21 protein-coding genes are annotated in these 24362 nt (G+C 58.0%); 14 read left to right on the top strand and 7 right to left on the bottom strand.

The window, feature by feature from the left end; translation table 11 throughout:
* Positions 1 to 209: 209 nt before the first annotated feature.
* The 4 genes from AC0YNU_RS26645 to AC0YNU_RS26630 all read right to left on the bottom strand — a co-directional run bounded on the left by AC0YNU_RS26645 (position 210) and on the right by AC0YNU_RS26630 (position 6081).
* The gene (locus tag AC0YNU_RS26645) at positions 210 to 2138 is read right to left on the bottom strand and encodes a beta-L-arabinofuranosidase domain-containing protein (RefSeq protein WP_475761928.1); all 1929 of its coding nucleotides are present in this window, start codon (positions 2136 to 2138) and stop codon (positions 210 to 212) included.
* Positions 2139 to 2236: 98 nt separating this feature from the next.
* Entirely contained in the window at positions 2237 to 3049 is an 813-nt protein-coding gene (gene fdhD, locus AC0YNU_RS26640; RefSeq protein WP_475761926.1) for a formate dehydrogenase accessory sulfurtransferase FdhD, read from the bottom strand.
* 82 nt (positions 3050 to 3131) lie between these two features.
* A complete protein-coding gene (locus AC0YNU_RS26635; protein ID WP_475761924.1) occupies positions 3132 to 5507 on the bottom strand; it encodes an FdhF/YdeP family oxidoreductase in 2376 nt (791 codons plus the stop codon).
* A 208-nt stretch (positions 5508 to 5715) separates the two neighbouring features.
* The gene (locus AC0YNU_RS26630; RefSeq protein WP_475761922.1) at positions 5716 to 6081 is read right to left on the bottom strand and encodes a Na-translocating system protein MpsC family protein; all 366 of its coding nucleotides are present in this window, start codon (positions 6079 to 6081) and stop codon (positions 5716 to 5718) included.
* A 226-nt stretch (positions 6082 to 6307) separates the two neighbouring features.
* Here AC0YNU_RS26630 and AC0YNU_RS26625 point away from each other — a divergent pair, with 226 nt between their 5' ends.
* On the top strand, positions 6308 to 6871 hold the full coding sequence (locus AC0YNU_RS26625; RefSeq protein WP_475761920.1) for a PadR family transcriptional regulator: 564 nt from the start codon (positions 6308 to 6310) through the stop codon (positions 6869 to 6871).
* Between the two features lie 22 nt (positions 6872 to 6893).
* On the opposite strand, the gene AC0YNU_RS26620 is transcribed toward AC0YNU_RS26625, so the two are convergent.
* A complete protein-coding gene (locus AC0YNU_RS26620; RefSeq protein WP_475761918.1) occupies positions 6894 to 7520 on the bottom strand; it encodes a GyrI-like domain-containing protein in 627 nt (208 codons plus the stop codon).
* Positions 7521 to 7704: 184 nt separating this feature from the next.
* On the opposite strand from AC0YNU_RS26620, the gene AC0YNU_RS26615 reads away from it, so the two are divergent.
* From AC0YNU_RS26615 to AC0YNU_RS26570, 10 genes are all read left to right on the top strand, one after another.
* Entirely contained in the window at positions 7705 to 8628 is a 924-nt protein-coding gene (locus AC0YNU_RS26615) for a DMT family transporter (protein ID WP_475761916.1), read from the top strand.
* 552 nt (positions 8629 to 9180) lie between these two features.
* Positions 9181 to 10071, top strand: a complete 891-nt coding sequence (locus tag AC0YNU_RS26610) for an ABC transporter ATP-binding protein (RefSeq protein ID WP_475761914.1) — start codon at positions 9181 to 9183, stop codon at positions 10069 to 10071.
* A 59-nt stretch (positions 10072 to 10130) separates the two neighbouring features.
* A complete protein-coding gene (locus tag AC0YNU_RS26605; RefSeq protein WP_475761912.1) occupies positions 10131 to 10883 on the top strand; it encodes an ABC transporter permease in 753 nt (250 codons plus the stop codon).
* Between the two features lie 4 nt (positions 10884 to 10887).
* The gene (locus AC0YNU_RS26600; RefSeq protein ID WP_475761910.1) at positions 10888 to 12024 is read left to right on the top strand and encodes a sensor histidine kinase; all 1137 of its coding nucleotides are present in this window, start codon (positions 10888 to 10890) and stop codon (positions 12022 to 12024) included.
* A 38-nt stretch (positions 12025 to 12062) separates the two neighbouring features.
* Positions 12063 to 12662, top strand: a complete 600-nt coding sequence (locus AC0YNU_RS26595) for a response regulator transcription factor (protein ID WP_475761908.1) — start codon at positions 12063 to 12065, stop codon at positions 12660 to 12662.
* Between the two features lie 342 nt (positions 12663 to 13004).
* Entirely contained in the window at positions 13005 to 14417 is a 1413-nt protein-coding gene (locus tag AC0YNU_RS26590) for an S-layer homology domain-containing protein (RefSeq protein ID WP_475761906.1), read from the top strand.
* A gap of 109 nt (positions 14418 to 14526) precedes the next feature.
* Positions 14527 to 15477, top strand: coding sequence for a magnesium/cobalt transporter CorA (corA, locus tag AC0YNU_RS26585; RefSeq protein WP_475761904.1), 951 nt, complete (start codon positions 14527 to 14529; stop codon positions 15475 to 15477).
* Between the two features lie 111 nt (positions 15478 to 15588).
* On the top strand, positions 15589 to 15882 hold the full coding sequence (locus tag AC0YNU_RS26580; protein WP_475761902.1) for a small, acid-soluble spore protein, alpha/beta type: 294 nt from the start codon (positions 15589 to 15591) through the stop codon (positions 15880 to 15882).
* Positions 15883 to 16075: 193 nt separating this feature from the next.
* Entirely contained in the window at positions 16076 to 16759 is a 684-nt protein-coding gene (locus tag AC0YNU_RS26575) for a response regulator transcription factor (RefSeq protein WP_475761900.1), read from the top strand.
* A complete protein-coding gene (locus tag AC0YNU_RS26570; RefSeq protein WP_475761898.1) occupies positions 16756 to 18417 on the top strand; it encodes a sensor histidine kinase in 1662 nt (553 codons plus the stop codon). Before AC0YNU_RS26575 ends, AC0YNU_RS26570 begins: the two co-directional genes overlap by 4 nt.
* A gap of 117 nt (positions 18418 to 18534) precedes the next feature.
* On the opposite strand, the gene AC0YNU_RS26565 is transcribed toward AC0YNU_RS26570, so the two are convergent.
* Positions 18535 to 18903 (bottom strand): VOC family protein, encoded by a 369-nt coding sequence (locus AC0YNU_RS26565; protein WP_475761896.1) that lies wholly within the window; start codon positions 18901 to 18903, stop codon positions 18535 to 18537.
* A 320-nt stretch (positions 18904 to 19223) separates the two neighbouring features.
* Entirely contained in the window at positions 19224 to 20732 is a 1509-nt protein-coding gene (gene arfA, locus AC0YNU_RS26560; RefSeq protein ID WP_475762025.1) for an arabinosylfuranosidase ArfA, read from the bottom strand.
* Between the two features lie 167 nt (positions 20733 to 20899).
* Between arfA and AC0YNU_RS26555 the strand changes: the two genes are divergently transcribed.
* The 3 genes from AC0YNU_RS26555 to AC0YNU_RS26545 all read left to right on the top strand — a co-directional run bounded on the left by AC0YNU_RS26555 (position 20900) and on the right by AC0YNU_RS26545 (position 24355).
* On the top strand, positions 20900 to 21808 hold the full coding sequence (locus AC0YNU_RS26555; protein WP_475761894.1) for an ArsR/SmtB family transcription factor: 909 nt from the start codon (positions 20900 to 20902) through the stop codon (positions 21806 to 21808).
* Positions 21809 to 21819: 11 nt separating this feature from the next.
* On the top strand, positions 21820 to 22773 hold the full coding sequence (locus AC0YNU_RS26550) for a TRM11 family SAM-dependent methyltransferase (RefSeq protein WP_475761892.1): 954 nt from the start codon (positions 21820 to 21822) through the stop codon (positions 22771 to 22773).
* Positions 22774 to 23023: 250 nt separating this feature from the next.
* Entirely contained in the window at positions 23024 to 24355 is a 1332-nt protein-coding gene (locus AC0YNU_RS26545; protein WP_475761890.1) for a response regulator, read from the top strand.
* The last annotated feature ends 7 nt before the right edge of the window (positions 24356 to 24362 follow it).

Below are 24362 nucleotides of genomic sequence, written 5' to 3'. Positions count from 1 at the left end.
AAGAACCCTGGAAGCTGCTATCTGGCAGCGGTCTCTAGGGTTCTTTTGGTTTGTGTGTGTGGTGGAATGCGCAGGTGGCCAAGCAGATTGAAATTCGGGGAAAGAGTTGCACTCAGTACACTACATACAGCCAAATCGCGAAATTCTCTGGACACCAAAAGAACCTTCCCTTCCCCATTTGCGGAAGGTAGGTTCTTCTTGTGCAATGGTCAGGCTATAACTCCATCTACGTGAGGTTCCCTCGACGGCATGCCGCCGGGCCGGAAGACGGACGCTCTGAATGGACTCCCACCCGCCTCTGGAGCAGTTTCAGCTTCAGCTTCAGTTTTGGCATTGGCTCCGGCCGCCGCTCCGCCAGCTGCTTCCGCCTCCACGACGGGAAGCCAGGTTTCGTAGTGCGTTCCCGTCATGCCTGCGCTAGCAAAATCGCAGAGCACGATCTCTTCCCCTCCTGGCGCGGATGCTTTCACTAGAAGCCACGGCTGCGGCCAGCTGGCGGACATATTCACCGACTGCAAACGCAGGCTCGCCGGATCCAGACGGGGAATCCCACCGCAATCGGCCGCATTAAATCGCTGATCGAAGGCAAGCAGCACGGGCCCGCGATAGATCGACGCTCTGCCGGCCGCTTCGCGTTCTCCGATCCATAGATGCGGCGTCATGTCGAGCGCCAGCCGGATGCGGTCTCCCTGACTCCACTCGCGATGCAGACGGAGGTATGTACCGGGCGCGGCGCCGTTTACGGCTTCCCCGTTGATGCTGACGGAGGTATTGTTCGACCAAGAAGGAACACGCAGCCAGAGCGCGAAGGACTGCGCTTCTGCCAAGTCCCCGACCTCCAGCTCAATCTCGCCATCGGCAGGATAGGACGTGTGCTGCGTTAGATGAAGCGTATTGCCCGAAGGCAGCTTCACGCTGAGCGAGGAAGGACCGTAGTAATTAAGGACGGCACCGTCGTTGCGCTGCAGGATCGCCCATTCTCCGAACATGCCGAGCCCCCGCGGACCGTTGACGGAGCAGCAGTTTAACTCCGGGCTTCCTTGGATGCACTGAAAGACGATTTCGTGCGCGGATGCCTTCTTAACCCCATGGACAGGCGTGCTGTAGGTCCACCATCTGCCTGATGGGGACTGGGCGCCGAGCATGCCGTTAAATGCGCTTAATTCCAACTCGTCCGCCACGTAGGGATCGTCGGTCATCCGGAGCATATCGATGCCGAGCGCCATCCAAGCGATCGTGCAGCAGGTCTCGATGGCGCCTTCTTCGTACGGATTGCCGCAGGCTTTCTCGTTCGTGCTGAAGCCGCCGGTGTTATGGCGATCATGCTGCGAGATTGATCGCCACACTTGTTCGACGGCTTGCTTGAGCGTCGGATCCCCGGTCAGCCGATGCAGGGCCGCGATTCCCTGAACGGCATGCAGGCTTTCCCAGCGCGGCTTGCGGGTTTCGAAGAACGCCTTGCCGGCAAGGCTGTCGCGCAAGTAATCGCCGCCGTCCTCGTGTTCCCAGCTGCGCATGATGCTCTGGATCATCGCCATGTAGGGTTCCCGCGCCGTCTGCTCATAGAGTAGACAGAAGATATGGATGACGGCCGTATTCATCTCCGACCAGCCCGCCTCCAATATATCGCGGCCGCGCCCGACGAATTCTGCCGCTATGTAATCGGCTGTCCGCGTCAGCAAGCTCCAGGCCCGGGCATCTTCCGTCGCCTGGTGCCATAGATAGAGCCCCAGCATGATATGGTAATGTCCCCATACGTCCCACAGCTTATCCGATCCGTCGGCCGTTCTGCCGACCAAGCGCTCCGACAATGGATGCGGACCCAGATAGCCTTCGGGCGACTGCGCTACTTCCAGCGCGTCGATCACGGCTTCGATGGATTGCCGCACTTCTTCATCATGCGACATGTTCCAGGCAAGCACGGCGGATGTTAAGTATTTTCCGGGGAATTCGCCATACCAAGGTACCAATGCGACCCGCGGCTGCCGATCGCGCATATGCAGCATTTCCAGCATCGCGGGATTCGCGAGCGGGGCCGGAATCAGCCACTGCTTGATGTTGTTGCGCATGCGCTCTCCAACGAACCCGTCCATCCGCACGCGGACGCGATCCGGATGGGCTTCCATCTGCCAGCTCATACTTGAATCCTCCTTAAAATGCTCGCCGTATCGTTCGTGAAACGTCCTCATCGGTATCGTTCGTGAAACGTCCTCATCCGTATCGTCGTGAAACGTCCTCATTCGAGTTGGCCGCTCGGTTCTTCCTCGACAATCCGCTCCCCATGCGTGTAGACGTTCATTTCATGTCCCCGGATGAAGCCGACGCAGGTGATGCCGAGATCATCCGCGAGCTTCAGGGCAAGATCCGTCGGCGCGGACTTGGAGAGGAGGATGCCGACGCCGATTTTGGCGGCTTTCAGGACGACCTCCGAGGAGAGGCGGCCGCTGAAGGCGATGATTTTGTCCGTCACTGCCAGGCGCTGGCCCAGGGCAAAGCCGAACAGCTTGTCGAGCGCGTTGTGCCGGCCGATGTCCGTGCGCACGGCGATCAGCTCCGACGCCGTGCAGAGCGCGGCGTTGTGCACGCCTCCCGTCAGCTGGAAGTCGGCGGAGCTGCGCTGCAGCAACCGCATGAGCGCCATGCACTGCGCGGGCGTCACCGTCATGCGGCTCATCGACGTCCGGGCCGTGCGCGCATCGCTGCGAAAATAAAACTGCCGGCTCTTCCCGCAGCACGAGCCGATGAACCGCTTCGCGTAATCGTCCTTCCCGGTCGACTGCGGCCGATGCAGCTCCGCATAGATATAGCCGCGCTCCTCGTCGATCCGCAGCTCCTTCAAGTCGCGGGCTTCCCGGATGACGCCCTCCGAGGCCAGGAAACCGATCGCCAGCTCCGACAGATCCGTCGGCGAGCAGACGATCGTCGCGAACTCCTCGCCGTCGAGCTCCACGGTCAGCGGATATTCGGACGCGATGTCGTCCTCGCGCAGGGAAGCGGCGCCGTCCGTATATTTACGAATCGGCCAGGTTGTCGTCACGTGGGGCAGCATGCTGGAACTCCTCCTTTATGAACGTCACTAGTGCTTTCCAGTACTCGCGCGCGTATCGGCTGGCTATCCTTCCAAACGGCACTCATTTCACGATGGGATGATCCTCGTCTTCCGACTCAAGGTCCAGCTCCGCGATGCGCTTCTCCACGTATCGGGAATCCTTCAGCGCATGGAACGTATCCGCGCGCTCCATCACGACTGCCGTATTGTATTCCGGAATGCCGGCATGGGGTTCGTAGACCTTCTTCGGCAGCAGCGCATTGCACTCCGGCCAGTACAGCTCCAGGTTGCCGGAGGCGATGGAGGCGAACCTCGCTCTGCCGTGGAACGTGCCGCAGCTATTGTAGAGCACGACGGCGTCGCCTTCCTTGATGTCGTGCTTCACGCCGTCGTTCGGATGCATAAGTACATCGTAACGGTCGGCTGCATTGAACGGATCCTTCGCGCTGTAGATCATGGAGTTGAACTGCTTGCCGCGCCGGGAGGTGATATAGAAATGCCCTTCCGGCTTGCGCAGCTCCGGCAGCTCGATCGGCAGCAGGCGTCCGCGGCCGTCCTTCGTCGGGCATACACCGCCTTCGCACAGCCAGGCGCCGCCCCATTGAAACACGTCGCCCTTGTTCTTCAGGAACTGAACGCCTTCGTAATTCGGCGCGGCAAGCGCGATCTCCGAGCGCAGCGCGTAGGCGCTCTTGAACGCGATGACATTGGCGCGGTCCGGGTAAACCCGCGCAGCCAAGTCGCAGTAGATCTGCCACTCCGCGCGGGCTTCTTCGATGCGCGGGCCCTCGATCTCCGGCGAGAAATAGACCATCCGCTCCGTCGAGGTGGACGTACCGCCGCCGGGCTGCTCGTAACGCGTCATGGCGGGCAGCACGATGACCGCTTCGCGGGCGTCGGCGAGCGTCGACGTGTTCAGGACGATATCCTGATGGACGCGAATGTCGACGGCTTCCAAGCAGGTTCGGACGAAGGTCGGATCCGGCATCGTCTCCAGGAAATTGCCGCCGGAGGTGTAGAACAGCTTCAGCTTCCGCTCATGATCGTCCGGCAGCACCGCGTTCTCCAGCGTGACGCCCACGATGTCGCCCTGCCACTTCGGCAGCGGGAAGCCCCAGATACCCTCGATGCGCGGAATGTCCATTCCTTTGAACTCCCCGCCCGGCAGGCTGAACGGATCCGCGCCCATCTCGCCGGAGCCCTGTACGCCGCTGTGGCCGCGGATCGGCATGAGGCCGCAGTGCTCGCGGCCGAGGAAGCCGCGCAGCAAAGCCAAATTGGCGACCTGCGAGATGTTGTCCGTGCCGAAGCGGTGCTGCGTCAGCCCCATGCTCCAGACGAAGACGCCGGATTTCGAGGCAGCGAGCAGCTCGGCGAATTCGGTCATCCGCGCGCGGGATAAGCCGGAGGAACGTTCCAGCTGCGCCCAGTCCTGCCGCAGCACATGCGCGCGAAGCGCTTCGTAGCCGCCGGCATGCTCGCGCACGAAGGCATGGTCGATCGCGGAGCCCGGCTGCGCCGCTTCCATGTCGAACCAATGCTTCATGACGCCGTGCATGAAGGCGATATCGCCGCCGATGTTGACCTGGTAGAAGTCGTCGGCGATCTTCGTGCCGAACAAAGCCGACTCCGCGATCGACGGCACCCAGTAACCGTCCATCGCCGGCTCGCGGTACGGGTTGATCACGATGATGCGGGTCCCTTTGCGTTTGGCGGCATACATGTATTTGGTCGAGACCGGCTGGTTGTTCGCGGCGACGCTGCCCCAGAAGACGAGCACGTCGGTGCCGATCCAATCCTTGTAGCTGCAGCTCGAAGCGCCGATGCCGACGGACTGCTTCAGCGCCGTCTTGGACGGGGAGTGGCAGATGCGGGACGCGTTGTCGATATTGTTCGTGCCGAGGAAGCGGGCGACCTTGGCCGCGGCGTAATACGATTCGTTCGTGATGCCGCGCGCCGTTAAATAAAAGGCCAGCTGCTTCGGATCGATGGCCCGGATGCGCGCCGCGATCATATCCAACGCCTCGTCCCAGGATAGCCGGCTGAACGAGCGCTCTCCCTTGCGCCGAATGAGCGGATAGGGAAGGCGGCCGAGCTTCCGCAGCGCCGCGCTGTCCATCCGGCGCAGCTCGTCGATATCCGCGTGCAGCACGGCGGGCTTGATGGCCGGCATCGTGTTCAGGCGCAGCAGATTCAGGCGCGTCGTGCACACATGCGGCCCGGCAAGCGTCTGATCGTATAGACCGGACACGCCGAGCGCGCAGCCGTCGCAAACGCCTTGAGTCAGGATGCGATACGCGTAGGGCAGATTATCTCGATTCTCCGCCATCACCTTCAGCGTGTCGCGGATGTGATGCGGCTTTACCTTGCCGAGTCCGAACGGCATTTTGCTCACCCACAGCTTGGGATCCGGACGGGAGGGCAGCTTGATCGGCCCCGTATGTTTCGTTTTCCCCATGGAACGTACCTCCTCCGATTCGCGGGACGCCCGCAGCTTAAAGGGCCGTGAGAAACAAAAAACCGCGCAGAGACGGATTTTTCTTCCATATGAAACCTGATGCGGCCCCTGTTCGGGAAAGCCGGCGTTTCATAAGCCAAGAAAAAATCGTCTCGTACGCGGTTAGTCTCTCGCAGGCTCGCTGCCAAGCGCCAACACGTTTACACCATCAGCGGCCGCTGCCGAATTTGCGCTCGATATCTTGATCGAACACGAAGATCGACATGCCGAAGTCTTTATCGATATCGATATCCACGAACAGCTCGACGTATTGCGCGCCGAGCAGCGCCTCCATCTCGAGCGGGGGGTGGCTGCGGTAAATTTCCTTCACCCACTGCGTGCGCGCTTCGCGCAGCATCTGCTTCCCGTCGTTCGCCGTCGCGATGAACTTCTCCACCGGCGACAGATTGCCTTCCATCTCGCAGATCGCCCAGTTCTTGCAGAACGTCGTCGTAATGCGGCCGGGACCTTTGCCCATATGCCGCTTGCGGTAAGCTTTGACCAAATTGCTGAATTCCGCCTCGGCCTTGTTCATGCCACGCACCTCGTTTGACCGCAGAACCGGTGACAGGAGCGCTGTTCCGTATCGTGCGGAATTGCCTATAAGCCTAGCTTCGTCTAAGCGTCTTCTTCGTTTCATCTTAGCAAGAAAGCGCAATCATGGCAATGAAAAGGCTGCAAGTATCCCGCAAGGATAGGCGTTACGGGCGAATTATGATACGATTTGGGCAAAAGAGAGTCGTCTAGGGGGATTAGGCAACATGTCCGCACTAAATTCACTATCCAACGCGTTGCTCAGCATGCTGACGCGGAAGCCATGCACGGGCTACGAGCTGACGAAGCTGCTGCAGCTCTTCTGGCAGGCGCAGCACAGCCAGATCTATCCGCTGCTCGGCAAGCTGGAGCAGGCCGGCTTGGTGACGTTCGAGCTGATTTGCCAGACGGGGAAGCCGGACAAGAAGGTGTACAGCATCACGGATGCAGGCACCGCCAAGCTCCAGCAATGGATTAAAGATCAGCCGCCCATGGAGTATCAGGAGCGTGACGAGTTTCTCATTAAAGTATATGCCATCGGCCTCATGGATCCCGAGACGGGGAGCAGGCTGCTCCTGGAAAGGCGAGAAGCGCTGAACGCGCGGCTTGCCCGCTTGGAGGGCCAAATCAAGCTGATGGACGAGGAGCAGGGCATTCCCGTAACCGATCACGCCTCCAAGCAATTCGGGCGTTACCTGCTCTACCAGCGCAAGGTACGCACGATCAGGGCAGAGATGGATTGGGTCGAATGGTCGCTTCCCTTATTCGCGTCTTCCGCGATAATAGACTGAATCGCCCGAGCTGCAAGCCGTGTTACGACTGCTTCGCCGCTGCCCGAGTCACGGGATATCTCAGAATCGTTCGCATGGCAGCGGGATCGACTTTGCGGAAATCCGACAAGTAAACCTCATGATGCTTGCCGCCGATGGCAAGCCCTTCGCGATTCATGTACGCTTCCATCTGCGCGAGCGTCTCCGGTTCGCTGCTGAAAGGACCGATATGGAGCATCTGCACGCATAAGCCTTCCTCGCGCGTCTCGAACAGGACCGCTTGCAGCCGCTCGTTTCGCTTCTTCTTCAATGCAGCTTGTTTGGCAGCTTCGAAGATCGCATCCGTCACGAAATCCGGCAGTCGGATCAACAGCGTCCACTGCCATTCTTCCCTTGGCGTGCTCAGCGGGTCCTGGTTCCCATTCACCCACCATAACCCTTCGAGCTTCGCGACCGTGAACAGGAGGTCTTCGCCCTCCGCTTTGCAAATCGCCCGTATGCTGTAAGCGACCGTATAGATTGCCTCCGTCGAGGCCGCGAACGCCTCGCTCTCCGGGGAGCCTTCGCCCGTCAACTGCAAGTAGGGCAGCGAGGGGAGCGTAATCGTTTCGGGCTTCGCTTTCGCGCCGTAATAAATCTTGTCCGCTTTCGTCAAATCCAGATTTGCCATCGATTTATCCTCCTGTCCGATTGTCATGACGCCCCTTAGTATACGCCCTCTTCCTTGACAACTATAGACAGCGAAACCGTCCCGGGGGACGCCGATTTATTTATATTGTAATTCCGTTCGGAATCCTGCAAACTGAGGTCGGACCATAGAAACGACAATTATTGGAATGGGGAACCGATGACCAATGAAGCAGGAGCGCAAATGGATGTATTATATCGGATTGGCGGTCTGCGCCGCGGTCTGGGGAGCGAATTTCGGCGTATCGCGCAAAGGAATGGAGACGTTCGATCCGGTTTTGTTCTCTTTTCTGCGCTTCTCGCTGGCGCTGCCGTTCTTCTTCCTGATTCTGAAGCTGAAGGAAGGCAGAATCGGTCTCCCGCTTAAGATGGTGCCGCGTCTCGCCATTTTGGGGCTGGTGGGCATAACCGGGCTTGAGATTATGGTGATGTATTCCATCAAATATACGACGCTTGCGAATGCGTCGCTGCTGAACGTAGCGCCTTGGCCGATCTTCGCCGCGCTGTTCGGGCCGTTCTTCCTGCGCGAGCGGATCACGTCCCGTCTGGCGGTGGGCGGAATCGCAGCGATGGTCGGCGTATGCTTCATTATATTGGGCGGCGGGGCAGGCTTCGACGTCTCCTCGGACAACATGGTCGGCAATTTGCTCGCGTTTGCCGTAAGCATCATCGGCGCCTTGTTCAATCTCGCCTGCATGCCGCTCATGCGGCAGTTTTCCCCCTTGTTCGTCAGCACGTGGTACACGACATTCGGGGTGTTGTTCATGCTTCCGCTGACGATTCCGTCTTGGGGGAAGGTGGGTTGGGCCGCGCTCGGCGGAGACGAGTACACCGCCATCGCGTTCAACGTGTTTGTCTGCACCGTCTTCGCGTTCATCGCATGGAACGCGAGCATGCTCCGGATCGGCGCGACGCGCGCGAACTTCTTCCGTTACTTGGTGCCGGCTTTCGCCGTGGCGGCAGGCTATTTGTTCTTCGACGAATCGTTCAGTGGCTGGCAGCTGGCTGGCGGGGTATTCATGGCCGCGGGTCTGGTATGGATCAGCATGGAGCGAGGAGACGGGACAACGATTTTGCAGAAACCCGTTTAAAGAAGAAGCATGCGTAAACTAGAAGGTCGCGTAAATGAAGCTCGTTTAAGGAAGCGGCTTCTATAAAAAGCCTCTATAAATTGGACGACCCCCGCTTCATCCCGAAGCGGGGGTCTATTGTGTAAGCGGGGCCTAGTGCCGGTATTCTTGCAGCACTGCCCTGTATAATAAGCGTAACCGCCAATGTCTTCCTGCGTTCATGTTACATCATGCACGAAAGCAACGAAAGCCCTAACCTCTCTAACGTCCTTGCGGTTCCTCGACCGCGCCAGTGTGAATCCGTGTTCCTTCAAGCAGCCGTGTTTAAAAGGAATAACTGTGGTGATTCATGGAGGGTAAATCACAATCAATCTGAGGAAAAAACTAGAGGTTACACTCGATATAACTACAGATTATACACGCTTAAATGTAACCTGTCAAGTTACAGTTCTCCTTCCGCGGCGTTCCGCCGAAATGACATTTGTCATACGAAACGCATTACATTCATGCATACCGAGCGCCGGCTCCGCCAAGTACAATGTAAATATAAGTCAGACGACAGGAGTGAACGGCATGAAAGCAGCGATTCAGTTAAACGGCGTAAGCAAGATTTATAAGGATAAGAAGGCCGTAGACAACTTGACGTTGTCCATCGCGGAAGGCACGGTCGTGGCGCTGCTCGGTCCGAACGGAGCAGGCAAGACGACGACGGTATCCATGATTCTCGGCCTGCATAAGCCGACGAAAGGAACCGTGAAGCTGCTCGGCGGCGACCCCGGCGATGCCCGCGTTCGCGACCGCATCGGCGCGATGCTGCAGGACGTGAGCGTCATCGACGGCCTGAAGGTCGGCGAGAGCATCAATCTGTTCCGCAGCTACTACGAGCGTCCGCTGGATCTGGATTACTTGCTGAAGGTATCCAACCTGGATTCCGAGCGGAATAAAATGGCCTCGTCGCTTTCCGGCGGGCAGCAGCGCCGCCTCAACTTCGCGCTGGCCCTTGCGGGCGATCCGGACGTTATCTTCCTCGACGAGCCGACGGTCGGCATGGACGTCACGTCCCGCCAACTGTTCTGGGATACGGTGCGCGAGATGGCGGGCAAGGGCAGGACGATCGTGCTGACGACCCATTACCTGGATGAAGCGGACGGCGTCGCGGACCGCATCGTCGTCATCAACAACGGCAAGATTATCGCCGACGGCACGCCGGGCGAGATTAAATCGGAGACGACGGGCCGCATGATCACGTTCGTGGCGGGACCGACGGTCACGACGGACGCGCTGCACAGGCTTCCGGGCGTCACCGACGTGGAATGGAGCGGGCGCCAGGTGAAGGTGTTCAGCAGCGATACCGATGCGCTCATTAAAGCGCTCGTACTCGGAAACTTCGACATGCGCGACATCGAAATCTCGACCGGCGGCCTGGAAGACGCGTTCCAAGCCCTTGTTCAGCAAGCGAATTAAGCTAATGAAGCGAGCGGATAAACCGCATATACCATTATGAATTAGGGGATGAATACGAAATGAATCAAACAATGCTTCGGGCAACGATTGCCCAATGCAAAGCGGAATTGCTGCGGACGATCCGCAATCGGCGGTTTGTTGTTTTCTCGGTAATCATGCCGGTTATCTTCTTCTTCCTGTTCTCCAGCGCGGTCGGCGGCGAGAAGGTCGACGGCGTGGATTTCACGTCCTACTATCTGATGTCCATGACCTGCTACGGCATTATCGGCGCGAGCTTCACGACCTTCAGCCAGCGGCTGTCCCGCGAGCGTTCCCAAGGCTGGATTCGGCTGTTGAAGATTACCCCGCTCCCTTCGTGGGCGTACATCGTATCCAAAATCGGCGCGCAGGCGGTCATTAATCTTTTCATCGTTATCATGATGTTCCTCATCGGCGGCATCGGCAAGAATATCGATCTGCCTGTCTCCACTTGGCTGTCGTGCGGCGCGTGGATTTGGATCGGCGGCATGTCGTTCATGGCGCTCGGCACCTTGTTCGGCTCGATGCGCAACCCTGATGCGGTTCAGGTCATCGGCATGATCGTGTATATGGGAATGTCTGTCCTTGGCGGCTTGTGGATGCCCATCTCGACCATGTCGTCGACGATGCAGGATATCGCTAAAGTGCTGCCGACCTACCGCCTCGGCCAAGGCGCTTGGAATATGCTTGGCGGAGGGGCGCTCGATTGGTCCGGAATCGGAATTTTGGCTGCATACGTGGTCGTGTTCATGGTAATCTCTTCATATATCATGAGAAAGCAGGAAGCGGTGTAACTCCATGCGCAAATGGAATAGGCGGTCCGTACAGGGGCCGCCTCTCGTTTTTTCGTTAGTTTGGCTGGTGTATCTCGCGTTTCCGCTCACGGCGTTATTGGAGCTTCCGACGATTCAGCTGATCGAAGGGCTGTTCGTCATGGCGTTGTTCATCGCGATTTATGTGAGCGGGTATATGTTTCAACGCGGGCGGTTGGCTGCGGTAATCGGACTGCTGATCATCGTGCTTGCGTTCTGCCTGACCTTCGACGCCAGCGGAATCTACATGACCTTCTATGCCGCCCCGCTTATCGGCCTGTTGAGACCGCGTTGGGAGATTTATGCGGGTTATTGCGCGATGCTCGGGTTGATGGCATTCGATGTCGTCTATTGGCGGATATACGCCGACCATGATCTGCTGGTGCAGTTGTTCCCCGCCATGGTGGTCATGCTGATCATCCCGGTCGGCATGCAGCTGGGCCAGCGGTCGAAGGAGATGCGCAAGCGGTTGACGCTCGCGAACGAGGAGATCGCGCGGCTGTCCAAGAACGAGGAACGGCAGCGCATATCGCGGGATCTGCACGATACGCTGGGACATACGCTGTCGCTCATTACGCTGAAGAGCGAATTGGCCGAGAAGCTGATCGCCAAGCATCCGGAGCGCGCCGTGCAGGAGGTCAAGGATATTCAAGCGACGTCGCGCGCCGCGCTCAAGCAGGTGCGGGAGCTCGTGTCGGGCATGAACGCGGTCACGGTCCGCCTGGAGGTCGACCACGCCAAGCAGATACTGGCCGCGGCAGGCATCGTGCTCGAGCAGCGCGGGGACCTCGACAGCGCGGTTCCTTCGCCGCTCATCGATAATATACTCGGCATGTGCCTGCGAGAGTCGGTGACGAACGTGGTGAAACACAGCAAAGCCCGTTTATGCACGGTGGAGTTGGAGCGGGGGCCGGGCAGCATTCGTCTCACGGTCGAAGATAACGGCGTCGGCCTGCAGCGGAAGACGGAACAAGCCGAGGCAGGCAGCTGTAACGGCATGAAAGGCATGCGCGATCGGCTGAAATTAATCGAAGGCGAGATGACGGCGGAAACGACGGAGCCGGGGCAAGGAACGCGGCTTGTATTTACGGTGCCGATCATTGTGTCTGGTAAAGCCGAGTAGCATGCTTCGGGAAGAAGCAGAGAAGGAGGGGCGAAACGATGAAGGTCGTCGTAGCGGAAGATCAAGGGATGCTGCGGGGCGCACTGAGCGCATTGCTCGATTTGGAAGACGATATCGAAGTCGTGGCGCAGGCGGCTGACGGGCTTCAGGCGCTGGATTGCATCGAACGGTTGCAGCCGGATATCTGCGTTATGGATATCGAAATGCCGCATATGAGCGGATTGGACGTCGCGGAGAAGCTCAAAGAGATGAACCATGCGTGCAAAGTCGTGATTCTGACGACGTTCTCGCGCTCGGGGTATTTTCAACGCGCGCTCAAGGCCGGCGCACGCGGCTTCCTGCTCAAGGATTCGCCGATCGATGAGCTGGGCGCTGCATTGCGCACGGTATACAAGGGCGGCAGAGCGGTCAGCCCCGAGCTGGCCATGTCGCTGTTCGACAGCGAGAATCCGCTGTCCGAGCGGGAACGCGAGGTGCTGCGGCTGGCGGCCGAAGGACTGTCCGCCGGCGACATCGCAGGGAGACTCTACTTGTCGGCGGGCACGGTGCGCAACTACTTGTCCGAGGCGATTCAGAAGCTGGAGGCCAAGAATCGGATCGATGCGATCAGCATTGCGGAGAAGAGCGGCTGGCTCTGAAGGACGACGACGACGACGTGCAAGTCTTCTAAGACGAAGATGCCAAGATTGATGTTTCCTAGGATCAAACCTCGACAAAACCGGATTTCCGGTCGGTTCGAGGTTTTTTTTGCATGCTGCCAAGCAACTTTCGTCTATCGGAAGCGTCTCTATACGGGGATGGAAAACGATTCAAGATAATGTAAAAAGTGTACATGATTATGTTAAAGTTATGTTTTAATAGAGCCGATAGCTTCATAGATTGAACTGAATCTAGAGTTAGAGAATCATAGAGTAGAGCGTTAAAGAGCCATAGGGTAAAGGATACATAGCGAGCGTCAGCCGGGAGGATCAGAAAACAGGATGCGGAAATCATGGATTGCATTAGTCGTAGTTTTTACGTTGCTGGCAGGTCAGATGGGTTGGATGACGCAGCCGGCCAAGGCGGCGGCGCTGGGGGCGCCGAGCGCTTGGGCTAAACAGGAGATCGATGCGGCGATCTCGAGCGGATTGATTCCGCACGGACTTACCGACAGCTATCAACTCGCGCTGACGCGGCAGGAATTCAGCGATATGGCGGTACAGCTGTACGAGGTGCTGACCGACGAGAAGGCCGGGCTGCCGGGCGCCAATCCGTTCAAGGACACGAGCAGCCCCGCCGTACTGAAGGCTTACGCGCTCGGTATCGTGAAAGGAACGGGGGCAGGAACCTTCTCTCCCAAAGCGACGATCACCCGGGAGCAGCTGGCGCTGATGCTTTATAATACGCTTGCCAAAGCCGGCTTCGGGGATGAGCTGTCCGCGGGCCGGGGCAAGACTCCCGTCTTCGCCGATGCGAATAAGCTGGCCGCCTGGTCGGCCCAGGCTGTCGGCCTGCTGACCGCGAACGGTCTCATGAAAGGCGACGGCACGGGTACATACGCAAGGTTTTTGCCGAAGGCGACGACGACGCGGGAGCAGTCCATCGTGCTCGTCTATCGGATTTATGAACAGTTTGGCCGCTACTTCGTCCGGAACGAATCCGATCTGCTCAGCGCTGCGCTCCAGACCAAACCGGTCGTCATCAAGGATGAGCGGGCGAGGATGGTCGACGAGCAGGCGAAGGCCATCTTGGCGGCGATTATTCAGCCCGGCATGACGGATTACGAGCGCGAGCTGGCTATTCATGATTATCTCGTGCTGCACACCGCTTATGATTACGTCAATTTCCAAAGAGGGACGGTTCCGGCCGATTCCTATACGATGTACGGGCTGCTTACGAACGGGATCGCGGTGTGCCAGGGATATGCTTATACGGCCCAGCTGCTGCTGCGCATGGCGGGCATCGAAGCCTATTACGTCAGAGGCTCCGCCAATGACGGGCCGCATGCCTGGAACAAAGTGAAGATCGGGGGCGCCTATTACAATCTGGACGTGACCTGGGATGATCCCGTGCCGGATGAAGAGGGCAGGCTCACGTACGGATATTTCAACGTGACGGACGAGGAGCTTCGGCGCGATCATGTGTGGACCGATAAACTGCCGCAGGCGACCGCGCGAACGTTCAATTACCATACGTTTAACGGCTTGACCGTAGACAGCCCGGCCGCTTTGGAAGCCATGGTCGGCGCTGCGATCGACGCGGGCAAGGAATCGCTTTCGCTTAAGCGCACATACAAGGATACCGCGGGGAAAGACGCATGGAACGATTTGATCGCGAGCTATCCGAATACCCGAATCGTGATTTCGACGGACAGCAGCCAGGTTCTGAATTTCACGTTCACCTATCCGGAGTAGCAGGCATTCAGCTCGTCGTACGCGCTTAGCGCCGAATTTCATCATGCGGAAGTGATTGTGCTAAAATGATTGTGAATCAATGATACGAAGAAGACGGAGCGCCTGCCTTATGATACGAATTCTAGCCGTAACGAACGAACATCAAGTTCTGCAATTGTCTTCGCTGGACGACTTGGCGGGCCATAAAATCAGATGGTATTGGGCGGATTTCAGCTCGCCTTCATCCGCCGAAGCGAAGCTGCTGGACGACTATTTTCATTTCCATCCGCTTGCGATCGAGGACTGCCTGTTTTATTTGCAGCGTCCCAAGATGGATCACTACGACGACGTGCATTTCCTCGTCCTTCATTCCATGTCCCAGGACACGCTGGTAGCGCAGGAAGTCGACTTATTCATCGGACCGAACTATTTGGTCAGCTATCACCATCATCCGCGAATCGAGCTGGATCGCGCCTGGGAGAAGGTTCTCAACAAGCCGCACAAGGAAGCGCACGGCTGTCTGCATGCCGCCTACACGGTCATCGACGAGTTGGTCGATGAATATTTCCCGACCGCCCAAGCGATCGAGGATCAGATTTTGGAATTCGAGACCGGTCCTCAGGAGCAGGGCACCCAGCAGAAGCTGGCTCAGGTTTTCGAGATCCGCAACAAGCTGCTCAAGCTGCGCAAGACGGTCATCCCGATGCGGGAGCTGTTGTACCGCGTGCTCAATACGCAGCGGATCGAGGACCTGCGTCACTATCAGCTGTTTTTTACCGATATTTACGATCATTTGCTGAAATTGTCCGAAATCATTGATTCCAACCGCGAAATGACCTCGGACCTGCGCGATCATTACATGTCCCTCAGCGCCAATCGGATGAATACGATTATGAAGACGCTGACGGTCATTACGGTTATTTTCATGCCATTGACGTTTATCGCAGGCATTTACGGCATGAATTTCAATTATATGCCCGAGCTGACGTGGCATGGCGGCTACTTCGGCGTGCTGTTCGTCATGGCGGGGCTGGCTGTCTTGATGTATGCCTGGTTTAAAGTGAAAGGCTGGTTCGACTAACGGCTGTCGGCCGCTGATCAAACGGGAGTCCGGATCGGCTATGGGCCACTGCATAACTTCGCCTTCGTTCGGGGAACGTACTCGTAGACAGTCTCGAGGAGGCGATGGCAGATGGCAAGACGCAGTCGGAGGAAACATCTCGTCCCGGGCGCGGGTGATGCGATGAGCGCGTTCAAGGCGGAAGTGATGCGGCGGGAAGGATTCGTCGTCAATCCCGGCCGGCCGGATGACGTGAAATACGAAGTGGCGCAGTCGCTCGGCATTCCGCTGGAGCACGGCTATAACGGCCATGCATCCACGGAGTCGATGGGTCAGATCGGCGGACAAATCGGCGGCGCGATGGTCAAGGAACTCGTGCGCATGGCGCAAGAGAAGCTGGCGAACGGTGCGGGTCGGCAGGAGTAAGACTGCTTTCAAGGATGCGTTCCCTTTTTGATGAATATGATATGGATTTTGGAATATGGCCATCTGCGGTCCGGCAGATGGTTTTTTTGCTGTATTTTCCGCCGTTTTCATCTCATTTTCAGATTCGTTTCAGTTCGGTTTCAGAATCGTGGGCTACACTTAGGCTAACTAATTCAATGGGGGTTGTTTGCTTATGCCCGCGGCTATTCTTGTCATCGAGGACGATCACTATATTCAGGAACTCATCGCGGAGTTTCTGCGAGCCCAACCGTATGAAGTCGACGTGGCGGGGGACGGGCTGGAAGGCTGGCAGATGTTTCAAGCCGGTACATACGATCTCGTCATTCTCGATTTAATGCTGCCAACGATGGACGGCTATTCGGTTTGCAGGCGGATCCGCGAGAAAGGGAACACGCCCGTCATCGTGCTGACCGCGCTCGGCGAGGAGAAGGACCAACTGCGGGCGTTCGAGGAAGAGGCGGACGATTATATTACGAAGCCGTTTTCGTTTCACGTGCTGATGAAGCGGGTAGAGGCGGTGCTGCGGCGCTCGCGCAGCGTGCATGCCGGGGAGCAGTTGTTCGACGGACGGCTGAGGCTGGATGCGGACGCGTACAAGGTTTTCGTCGACGGGAAGATCGTGGAGACGACGACCAAGGAGTTCGACATTCTGCACACGCTCATTCATAACGCCGGCCGTATCATGACGCGCGACATGCTGCTGGACAAAGTATGGGGCTACGATTATTACGGGGATTCCCGGATCGTGGACGCGCATATCAAGAACATCCGCAAGAAGCTCGGCATCTCCATTATCCGTACCGTTAAAGGCGTGGGCTACTCGCTCGAGTCGGAGCTCGCAGGGGTAGGCGGATGATTCGGCGCAGGGGCATAAGATTCAAAATCTTTCTCGTTACGACGGCGCTGCTTGTCGTCTCGTCCTTGCTCATCTATCTGACGCTCTATTTCATGCTTCCGGGCTATTATAAGACGATCAAGCAGTCTCGGCTGGAGAGCGGGATGAACGAGCTGGTACACAGCGTGGACGGGCTGCCGGCAGAACAGGCGCTGCCGCTGATCGCCCAGTTCGGCCAGGAGCATAACGCCGCCATGATGCTCCGCGATAAGGACGGAGGCGGCTATTACATCCCGCCGAATTTCCGCTCCTTCAAGGGCTGGCTCTCCGAAGGCGCGGGAGCGGGCGATTATCCGCTGCTGCGCAAGCAAGCGGAAACCGGCCGGTTCGTCGACGGGCGTGACGGGACGGTGGTCCGCGGCATGCCGGTGGCGGGAGGCAGTCAGCGGGATATTCTGAGCGCGGAGCGGAAGATATCGTTCGCCGAGAGCGACGAATCGTTCACGTTGTACGTGGATGCGCCGCTGCAGCCGATCGGGGAAGCGGCAGGCGTCATTCTGCTGTTCCTGCCTTATATGCTCATTCCGATTCTGCTGATCGCGATCGGAGGCGCATTTATCTATGCCCGGCTGATCGCTAGGCCTTTGTTGTCGCTGAACGGCGTCGCGCATCGATTGGCGAAGCTGGACTTCACGGCGACGGAGCCGGCGCTGAAGTCCAGCGACGAGCTCGGCGAGCTGTCGCTCAGCTTGAGCAAGCTGGCGGTCAACTTGCAGTCGACGATGGGCGAGCTGCAGGACGCCAACGCGCAGCTCAAGAGCGACATCGAGCGGGAGCGCGAGCAGGAGGCGAAACGGCGCGAGTTCGTGGCGACGATCTCGCATGAGCTGAAGACGCCGATCACGGCGGTCAGCGGCCAGCTCGAGGCGATGATCGGCAATGTCGGTCCGTTCCGGGACCGCGACACGTATTTGCGCAAGTCCTATACGATCATGCAGGATATGGACAAGCTTGTTCATGAGATTTTGGAGCTGTCGAAGCTGGAGAGCCGCGATTTCCGGCCGCTGATGCGGAAGGTGGATCTGACGGAGCTGGTGCGCGAAGCAATGAACAACATGAGCTATCTCGCCGGCGTCAAGCATATGGAGCTCGCCTGCGAGCTGCCGGAGGAAGCGATGATCGTCGCCGACGAGCGGCTGATTGCGAAAGCCGTATCGAATATTATTACGAATGCGGTGCAGTATTCGGGGGACGGCGAGCGGGTATACGTGCGTCTCGTGGAGGAGCGGCTGGAAAACGAGGGAGTAGAACGTATCGGCCACGATTTGGGAGAAGCGACTGCGGCGAAGCGGGCGGCATTCGACAGCTCGAATCCGGACGGCGAAGCGTATGCGCAGCTGGCGGGCAGCGGGTTCGTGGAGGAAGATGGGTTGGAGGCACCATTGCTGCGGTACAGGCTGGAGGTGCTGAACACCGGCGTGCAGCTGGATGAGTCGAAGCTCCCCCGCTTGTTCGAGCCGTTCTTCCGCGAGGAGCAGTCGCGCAGCCGTTCGACGGGCGGCAGCGGGCTCGGGCTGTACATCGTGAGCAAGGTGCTGGATGCCCACGGCGCCAAGTACCGGATCGGCAATACGCCGGAGGGCGTGAGGTTCAGCGTGCTGCTGCAGGGCGCGGCTTGAGCGCCAATCCTGGGATTCCCCTTTACTTAAGGACCATCCGAGAACTAAGGACCATCCGAGAACTAAGGAACGTCCGAGAACGATCCATTCCGGCGCAACTCAGAAGAGATCGTAGGATTACTCCATGAACTCGAGCCGATTGCCGAAGGGATCGTTCAAGAAGAAGCGGCGGACGCCTTCGGTATCCCTGGCATCGTCCATCGTTATGGCGATACCGCGCTCTTCGAGATGCTGGATGAGCCCGTCGAGGCTGCGTACGACAAAAGCGGGATGCGCCTTCGTCGCCGGAACGAAGTCCCGCTGCACGCCGACGTGGACCTGCTGCGCCCCGCATTGGAACCAGGCTCCGCCGCGAAGCAGAAGCGGTTCCGGCTTCGGTATTTCCGGCCATCCCAGCACGCTGCCGAAGAACTCCCTTGCTGCGGCCTCGCAGCCTTCCGGAGCGGCAAGCTGTACATGGTCAATTCCGATGAATGAGAAGCTCATAGGCGATTCCCCTCTCCGATACAAAGCGTTATTCGATTAGTCGGCGGCGTACGTGCTAGTCGTTGGTTTCACTGAGTGGAACTTGGTTTCACAAACAATTATACGCCTCTCAATATCCTGAAATCCACTCCGATTTTACGGCGAAACAGCACAAAGCCCGGCGCTCCTGCACCGGGCTCTTCAACATCCAACCATCTTAACTGGCAATAAGCCAAGATCAGGCCAGCCTAATGCAAGCAACAAGCACCATCAAGCCAGCCTCACGCCACCATCTAGCCACGCTTTAAGCCAGCGAGTACCAAGCCCTTATTTATGCACCATCAAGCCAGCTTCAAGCGAATCACGTTCCACGAAGCCTTGCCGAGCAGCGCTTGAACGGAGCTGCCATCGGCTGCGGCATTGCCGCCGGAATGCGGCGCGACGCGATTCGGCGCCTTCTCGGTATTGGCCGCTTTGAGATCGTCGCTCTCCAGCACGAGGTGTTCCAGAACGCGGAAGTCGCCGAAGCTCCGAAGGTCGACGTCGAGCGGCAGCGATTCGCTGAGATGGCGGTTGACCGCGAAGACGATCACTTCGCCAGCTTCCTCATTATGTACCGCCACGGCATCCAGATACGGAACGTCGGTGTAGTCCTTGGCGTCATATTTCGGCGATGTCACAAGCGGTACCAGAACCGTCCCCCGGCCGTAGATGCTGGCATGCATATACGGATAATAGATCGTCTGCTTCCACGCGCCGCCGCCGTTCGACGTCATGATCGGGGCAATGACGTTTACGAGCTGCGCCATGCAGGCCATCCGTACCCGATCCGCACGTTTCAAGAGGCTGATCAGCATGCTGCCGACGAGCAGCGCATCCTCGTGATTGTAGACGTCCTCGAGCTGAGGAGGGGCGATCGACCATGGTTCGATGCGGGAATCGGCGTCGTTGGAATGGTACCAGACGTTCCACTCGTCGAAGGAGAGGTGAATCCGCTTCTTGCTCCGTTTCTTCGCCTGCATATAATCGCAGGTCGCGATGACGGTATGGATGAAGCTGTCCATGCCCATGGATTGCGCCAGGAAGTTCGCCGTATCTTTATCACGGTTGCCATAATACTGATGCAGCGACAAATAATCGATCTCGTCGTAGCAATTATCGAGCACCGTGCGCTCCCATTCCGGGAACGTGGACATATGGAGGTTGGAGCTGCCGCAGGCGACCAGCTCGATGGAGGGGTCGACCCAGCGCATGACTTTGGCGCTTTCGGCAGCGATCCGACCATACTCCACGGCGGTTTTGGCGCCGATTTGCCAAGGGCCGTCCATTTCGTTGCCGAGGCACCAGGTTTTGATCCCATGGGGCTGCTTATAGCCATGCTGTGCACGCAGGTCGCTCCAGTAGGAGCCTGAAGGATGATTGCTGTATTCCACGAGCTGGCGGGCCTCTTCGGGTCCGCGCGTTCCCAGGTTGACCGCCATCATCGGCGCCGTATTCGCTTTGCGGCACCAGTCCACGAACTCGTTCAGGCCGATCAGATTCGGCTCCACGGTGCGCCATGCCAGCTCCAGCCGCTTCGGACGCAGCTCGACCGGGCCGATCCCGTCCTCCCAATTGTAACCGGAGACGAAGTTGCCGCCCGGATAACGAACGATCGGCACATCGATGCCTTTGACCAGCTCCAGCACGTCGCCCCGAAAACCTTGCTCATCGGCCGACGGATGCTCCGGCTCATAGATGCCGCCGTAAACCGCACGTCCCAAATGCTCGATGAACGAGCCGTAAATTCGCTTATCGACTTCGCCGATCGTAAAATCCTTATCCACGATCATTTTTGCTTTCATTGACATCATCGTTCACCTCGTAGTTAAATTAATATTATTATTAATTAATTAACATATTGACGATTACAAACTTATTAAACCGTATGTCTGCGTCCGCGTGCAAGCTTTTCTTTCTTTAAGGATTGAATTAATATAAATGTTAACCAACTTGGACGGAAAACGGAGTGAAGCGGATGATACGCGCGAATTTGGATCGGCAATGGCTCCCGCTCTACGAAGCGCTCGCGAGCGACGTGCGCCTGCGCATACTGGAGCTGCTGTCGGAGCAGCCGATGAACGTGAAGGAGCTTGCGGCGGCGCTCGGACTCAGCAGCGCGATCGTGACGATGCATACGAAGAAGCTGGAGAAGGGCGGCTTGATTCAGACGAAGCTTGTCCGCCGCGGCGGCGGCACGCACAAGATCTGCTCGCTGGCCGTCAGCGGAGTCGAGCTGTCCATCCCTCAGGCCGTGGCGGAGAGGCGGGAGTATCAAGAGGTGTCTTTGCCGGTCGGCCACTACACGGACTTCGAGGTATTTCCGACCTGCGGGCTTGCTTCGACGGAACGGATCATCGGACAGTTCGACGACCCCCGGTATTTCATGGAGCCGGAGCGCATGCATGCGCAGATCCTCTGGTTCGGCAAGGGGTACGTCGAATATCGGATCCCCAATTACGTGCTGAACGGCCAAACGCTGGAGGAGATCGAGATCTCGTTCGAAATCGGGTCGGAAGCCCCCGGCGTGCGGGCGGATTGGCCATCGGATATTCATTTTTATTTGAACGACACCCTGCTCGGCGTATGGACGAGTCCCGGCGATTCCGGCGAAGGCCGGGGAAGACTCACGCCGGCTTGGTGGACCGTCAATCAGTACGGCTGGCTGAAGGTCGTCCGCATTACGGGCGCGGGTACCTTCCTCGACGGCCAGCGGCTGTCCGGCGTGACGCTGCAGGATATCGTCATGTCGCGCAACGACTGGACGCTTCGTCTTGCCGTTCCCGAGCATGCGGAACATGTCGGCGGCTTGACCATCTATGGCGAAGGCTTCGGCAATTACAACCAATCCATCCTCTTTCGAACCTATCGAAACATGGGAAACTAGTGGGTGGGAATATGCAAATTATAGAAAACGGAATATATCTCTATCCGGCTGCTTCGCATGAAGACGAACAGCAATTATTCGACATGGAAATGCGTGCCTTATTCGGCGTCGAAGCGGAATCCGGTTGTGTGATTATCGATAAAAATGTCGATCCCAGCCGAAGCCCGTTCCTTCGCGGCAGGCTGGAGGTGCTGCTGACGGCGGATACGCCCGCCGGCATTGCCGGCCAAGCGGGAAACGCCGTCCGGCTATCCGGCGCAACGTTTAAAATAATGTTCGTCTGCGGCGGACTGGATTACGAGCAACAGCGGGCCGTTGAGAAAGAGATCGGCTGGGCGATCCATGGGAAAGCGGAGATGCGCCGGCCTGACCGGCTGTTCGGCGTCGCTTTCGTACGGGGGCAATATTGGTTCGGCGAATATACCGCAAGCGAGCCACTTTGGCTGAAGCATAATGCCAAACCGCAGCCGTATTCCACGGCACTCGGCACGCGGCTCGCGCGGGCGGTGACGAACATCGCGGTTCCCGACATTGATGAAGGCGTACGCGCCATCGATCCCTGCTGCGGCATCGGCACGGTACTGATCGAGGCGCTATCGATGGGCATCGACATCGTCGGGTACGACCTGAACCCGCTAGCCTTGAAGGGTGCACGCGTCAATCTGGCGCATTTCGGCATGCCGGACGTCGTGCGGCGCGCGGACATGACGACGCTGGAGCCGGGGGATAAGGGGCCGTTCCATGCGGCGATTCTCGACCTGCCGTATAATTTGTGCTCCGTATTGCCTGACGAGGAGCGCCTCGCCATGCTTCGCAGTGCGGGACGCTTGGCACGCAGGATCGTCATCGTCACGACGGAGACGATCGACGATGCCATCGCCGAGGCTGGCCTGCGCATTGCGGACCGGTGCGTCGTGCGCAAAGGGAAGTTCGAGCGGCAAATTATATCCTGCGAGGGCGCGTGAACCTGGATCCGAAGCACCACGCCCCCCGGCCATGCACGGTGATGGAGGATGAACTTGTCGCCGCGAAAGCCCAAATGGGCTTTCCGGTAAGCGAGGAGGATCGAAAAGTGTAGAATTATCGCGATAACCTATGAAAAAACCAGCCATTTCCAAGCAATGCCTTGTCGATTTCTCGGGACAGCAGTACACTGGAACTAGACTATCATAGTTGTTACTTACTGGCACCGATAATGGGCAGGAGGATCGCAACGTGTACAAATTGCTAATCGTAGATGACGAGAAAGAGATTCGCGAAGGCCTTGCTTCGTGGGCCTGGAATGATGTCGGTATCGAGGTGGCAGGTATTTGCTCGCACGGATTGGAAGCGCTTCAATTCGTTGAGGAGCATCCTGTGGACCTCGTTGTCACGGACATTCGCATGCCGTTCATGGATGGCATCGAGCTGATGAACGCGCTGAACGTGCGCTATCCGTTTATCCGCGTCGTCATTCTTTCCGGTTATAGCGATTTTGAATATGCGCAGAAGGCGCTCCAGTTCGGCGCGATCGATTATTTGCTCAAACCGCTTCAATTCCAAATGCTGCACGATACGTTTACCCGGGCAGTGGGACGCCTTCGCGAAGAGAAGCAGGCGGAATTCCGCGTGTCGGTTCTGAAGCGCAAGGCGGAAATGCTCACGCGGGTGCTTCGCGTCGATTTTCTGCGCCGCTTGTTTCAGGAGCGTCTCACGGAGGTGGACTTGGAGCAGGGCTGTTCCGACGGTGAGGTGCTGCTGGAGGGAGAGCGCTACTCGGTGGCCGTGTTCCGCCCGAATCGTTTGGCGACACCGGGGGCAGTAATCGGAGACAGGGAGAAGAAGCTGCTCGTCTTCTCGATCGACAATATTTTGACCGACCTCTGGGAAGGCAAGGAGCTTGGCTATCACTGGGTGAACGCGCAGACGGGCGATGCGTACGTGCTGTCCATGAAGCCGGATGCGGAAACGCATTTCGCCGAGCTGCTGCCGCAGTGGCGTAAATATAGAGGGTTATTCAAATCGGCTTTCTCCGGCGGCTCCGGCCATCCGGTAGGATCACCTGCCGATATTTATTTATCCGCTCAGACGGCATCCGCGGCGCTGGCCGCAAGCACGGAAGAGGGCACGCTTGCGATCGGCCGGCAGGACGCCTTGCCGAGCCGTTCTATTCCGGCTGTTCTCGCGAGCAAGGAACAGAACGCCGTGACAGCCGTTGCCGAGAGCGTCCGCGAATCCGGCGAGGAGCCGGTCAGCATGCTCCTCGTGCAGGCCAGACAGTATATCCGGGAACATTTCGACCGCAGCTTGACCTTGAAAGAGGTCGCGGACCAAGTCCATATCTCCGGCAGCCATCTATTCGCGCTGTTCAAAAACTCGGGACAGACCTTCCTCAGCTATCTCACTTCCATCCGACTGCAGCGGGCAATGGAGCTGCTCGGCGGCACGAATCTCAAAATTTATGAAATCGTCGAACAAGTCGGTTATTCCGATCCGGCGTACTTTACGGAAGTGTTCAAGAAATACACCGGCAAGACGCCGCACGAATATCGCAGCAAAACGAGGTAACCGCGGA

This window comes from Paenibacillus sp. J31P316, from assembly GCF_056269105.1.
The sequence above is the reverse complement of the archived record's forward strand: the minus strand, read 5'-3'. Positions and strand labels throughout refer to the sequence as shown.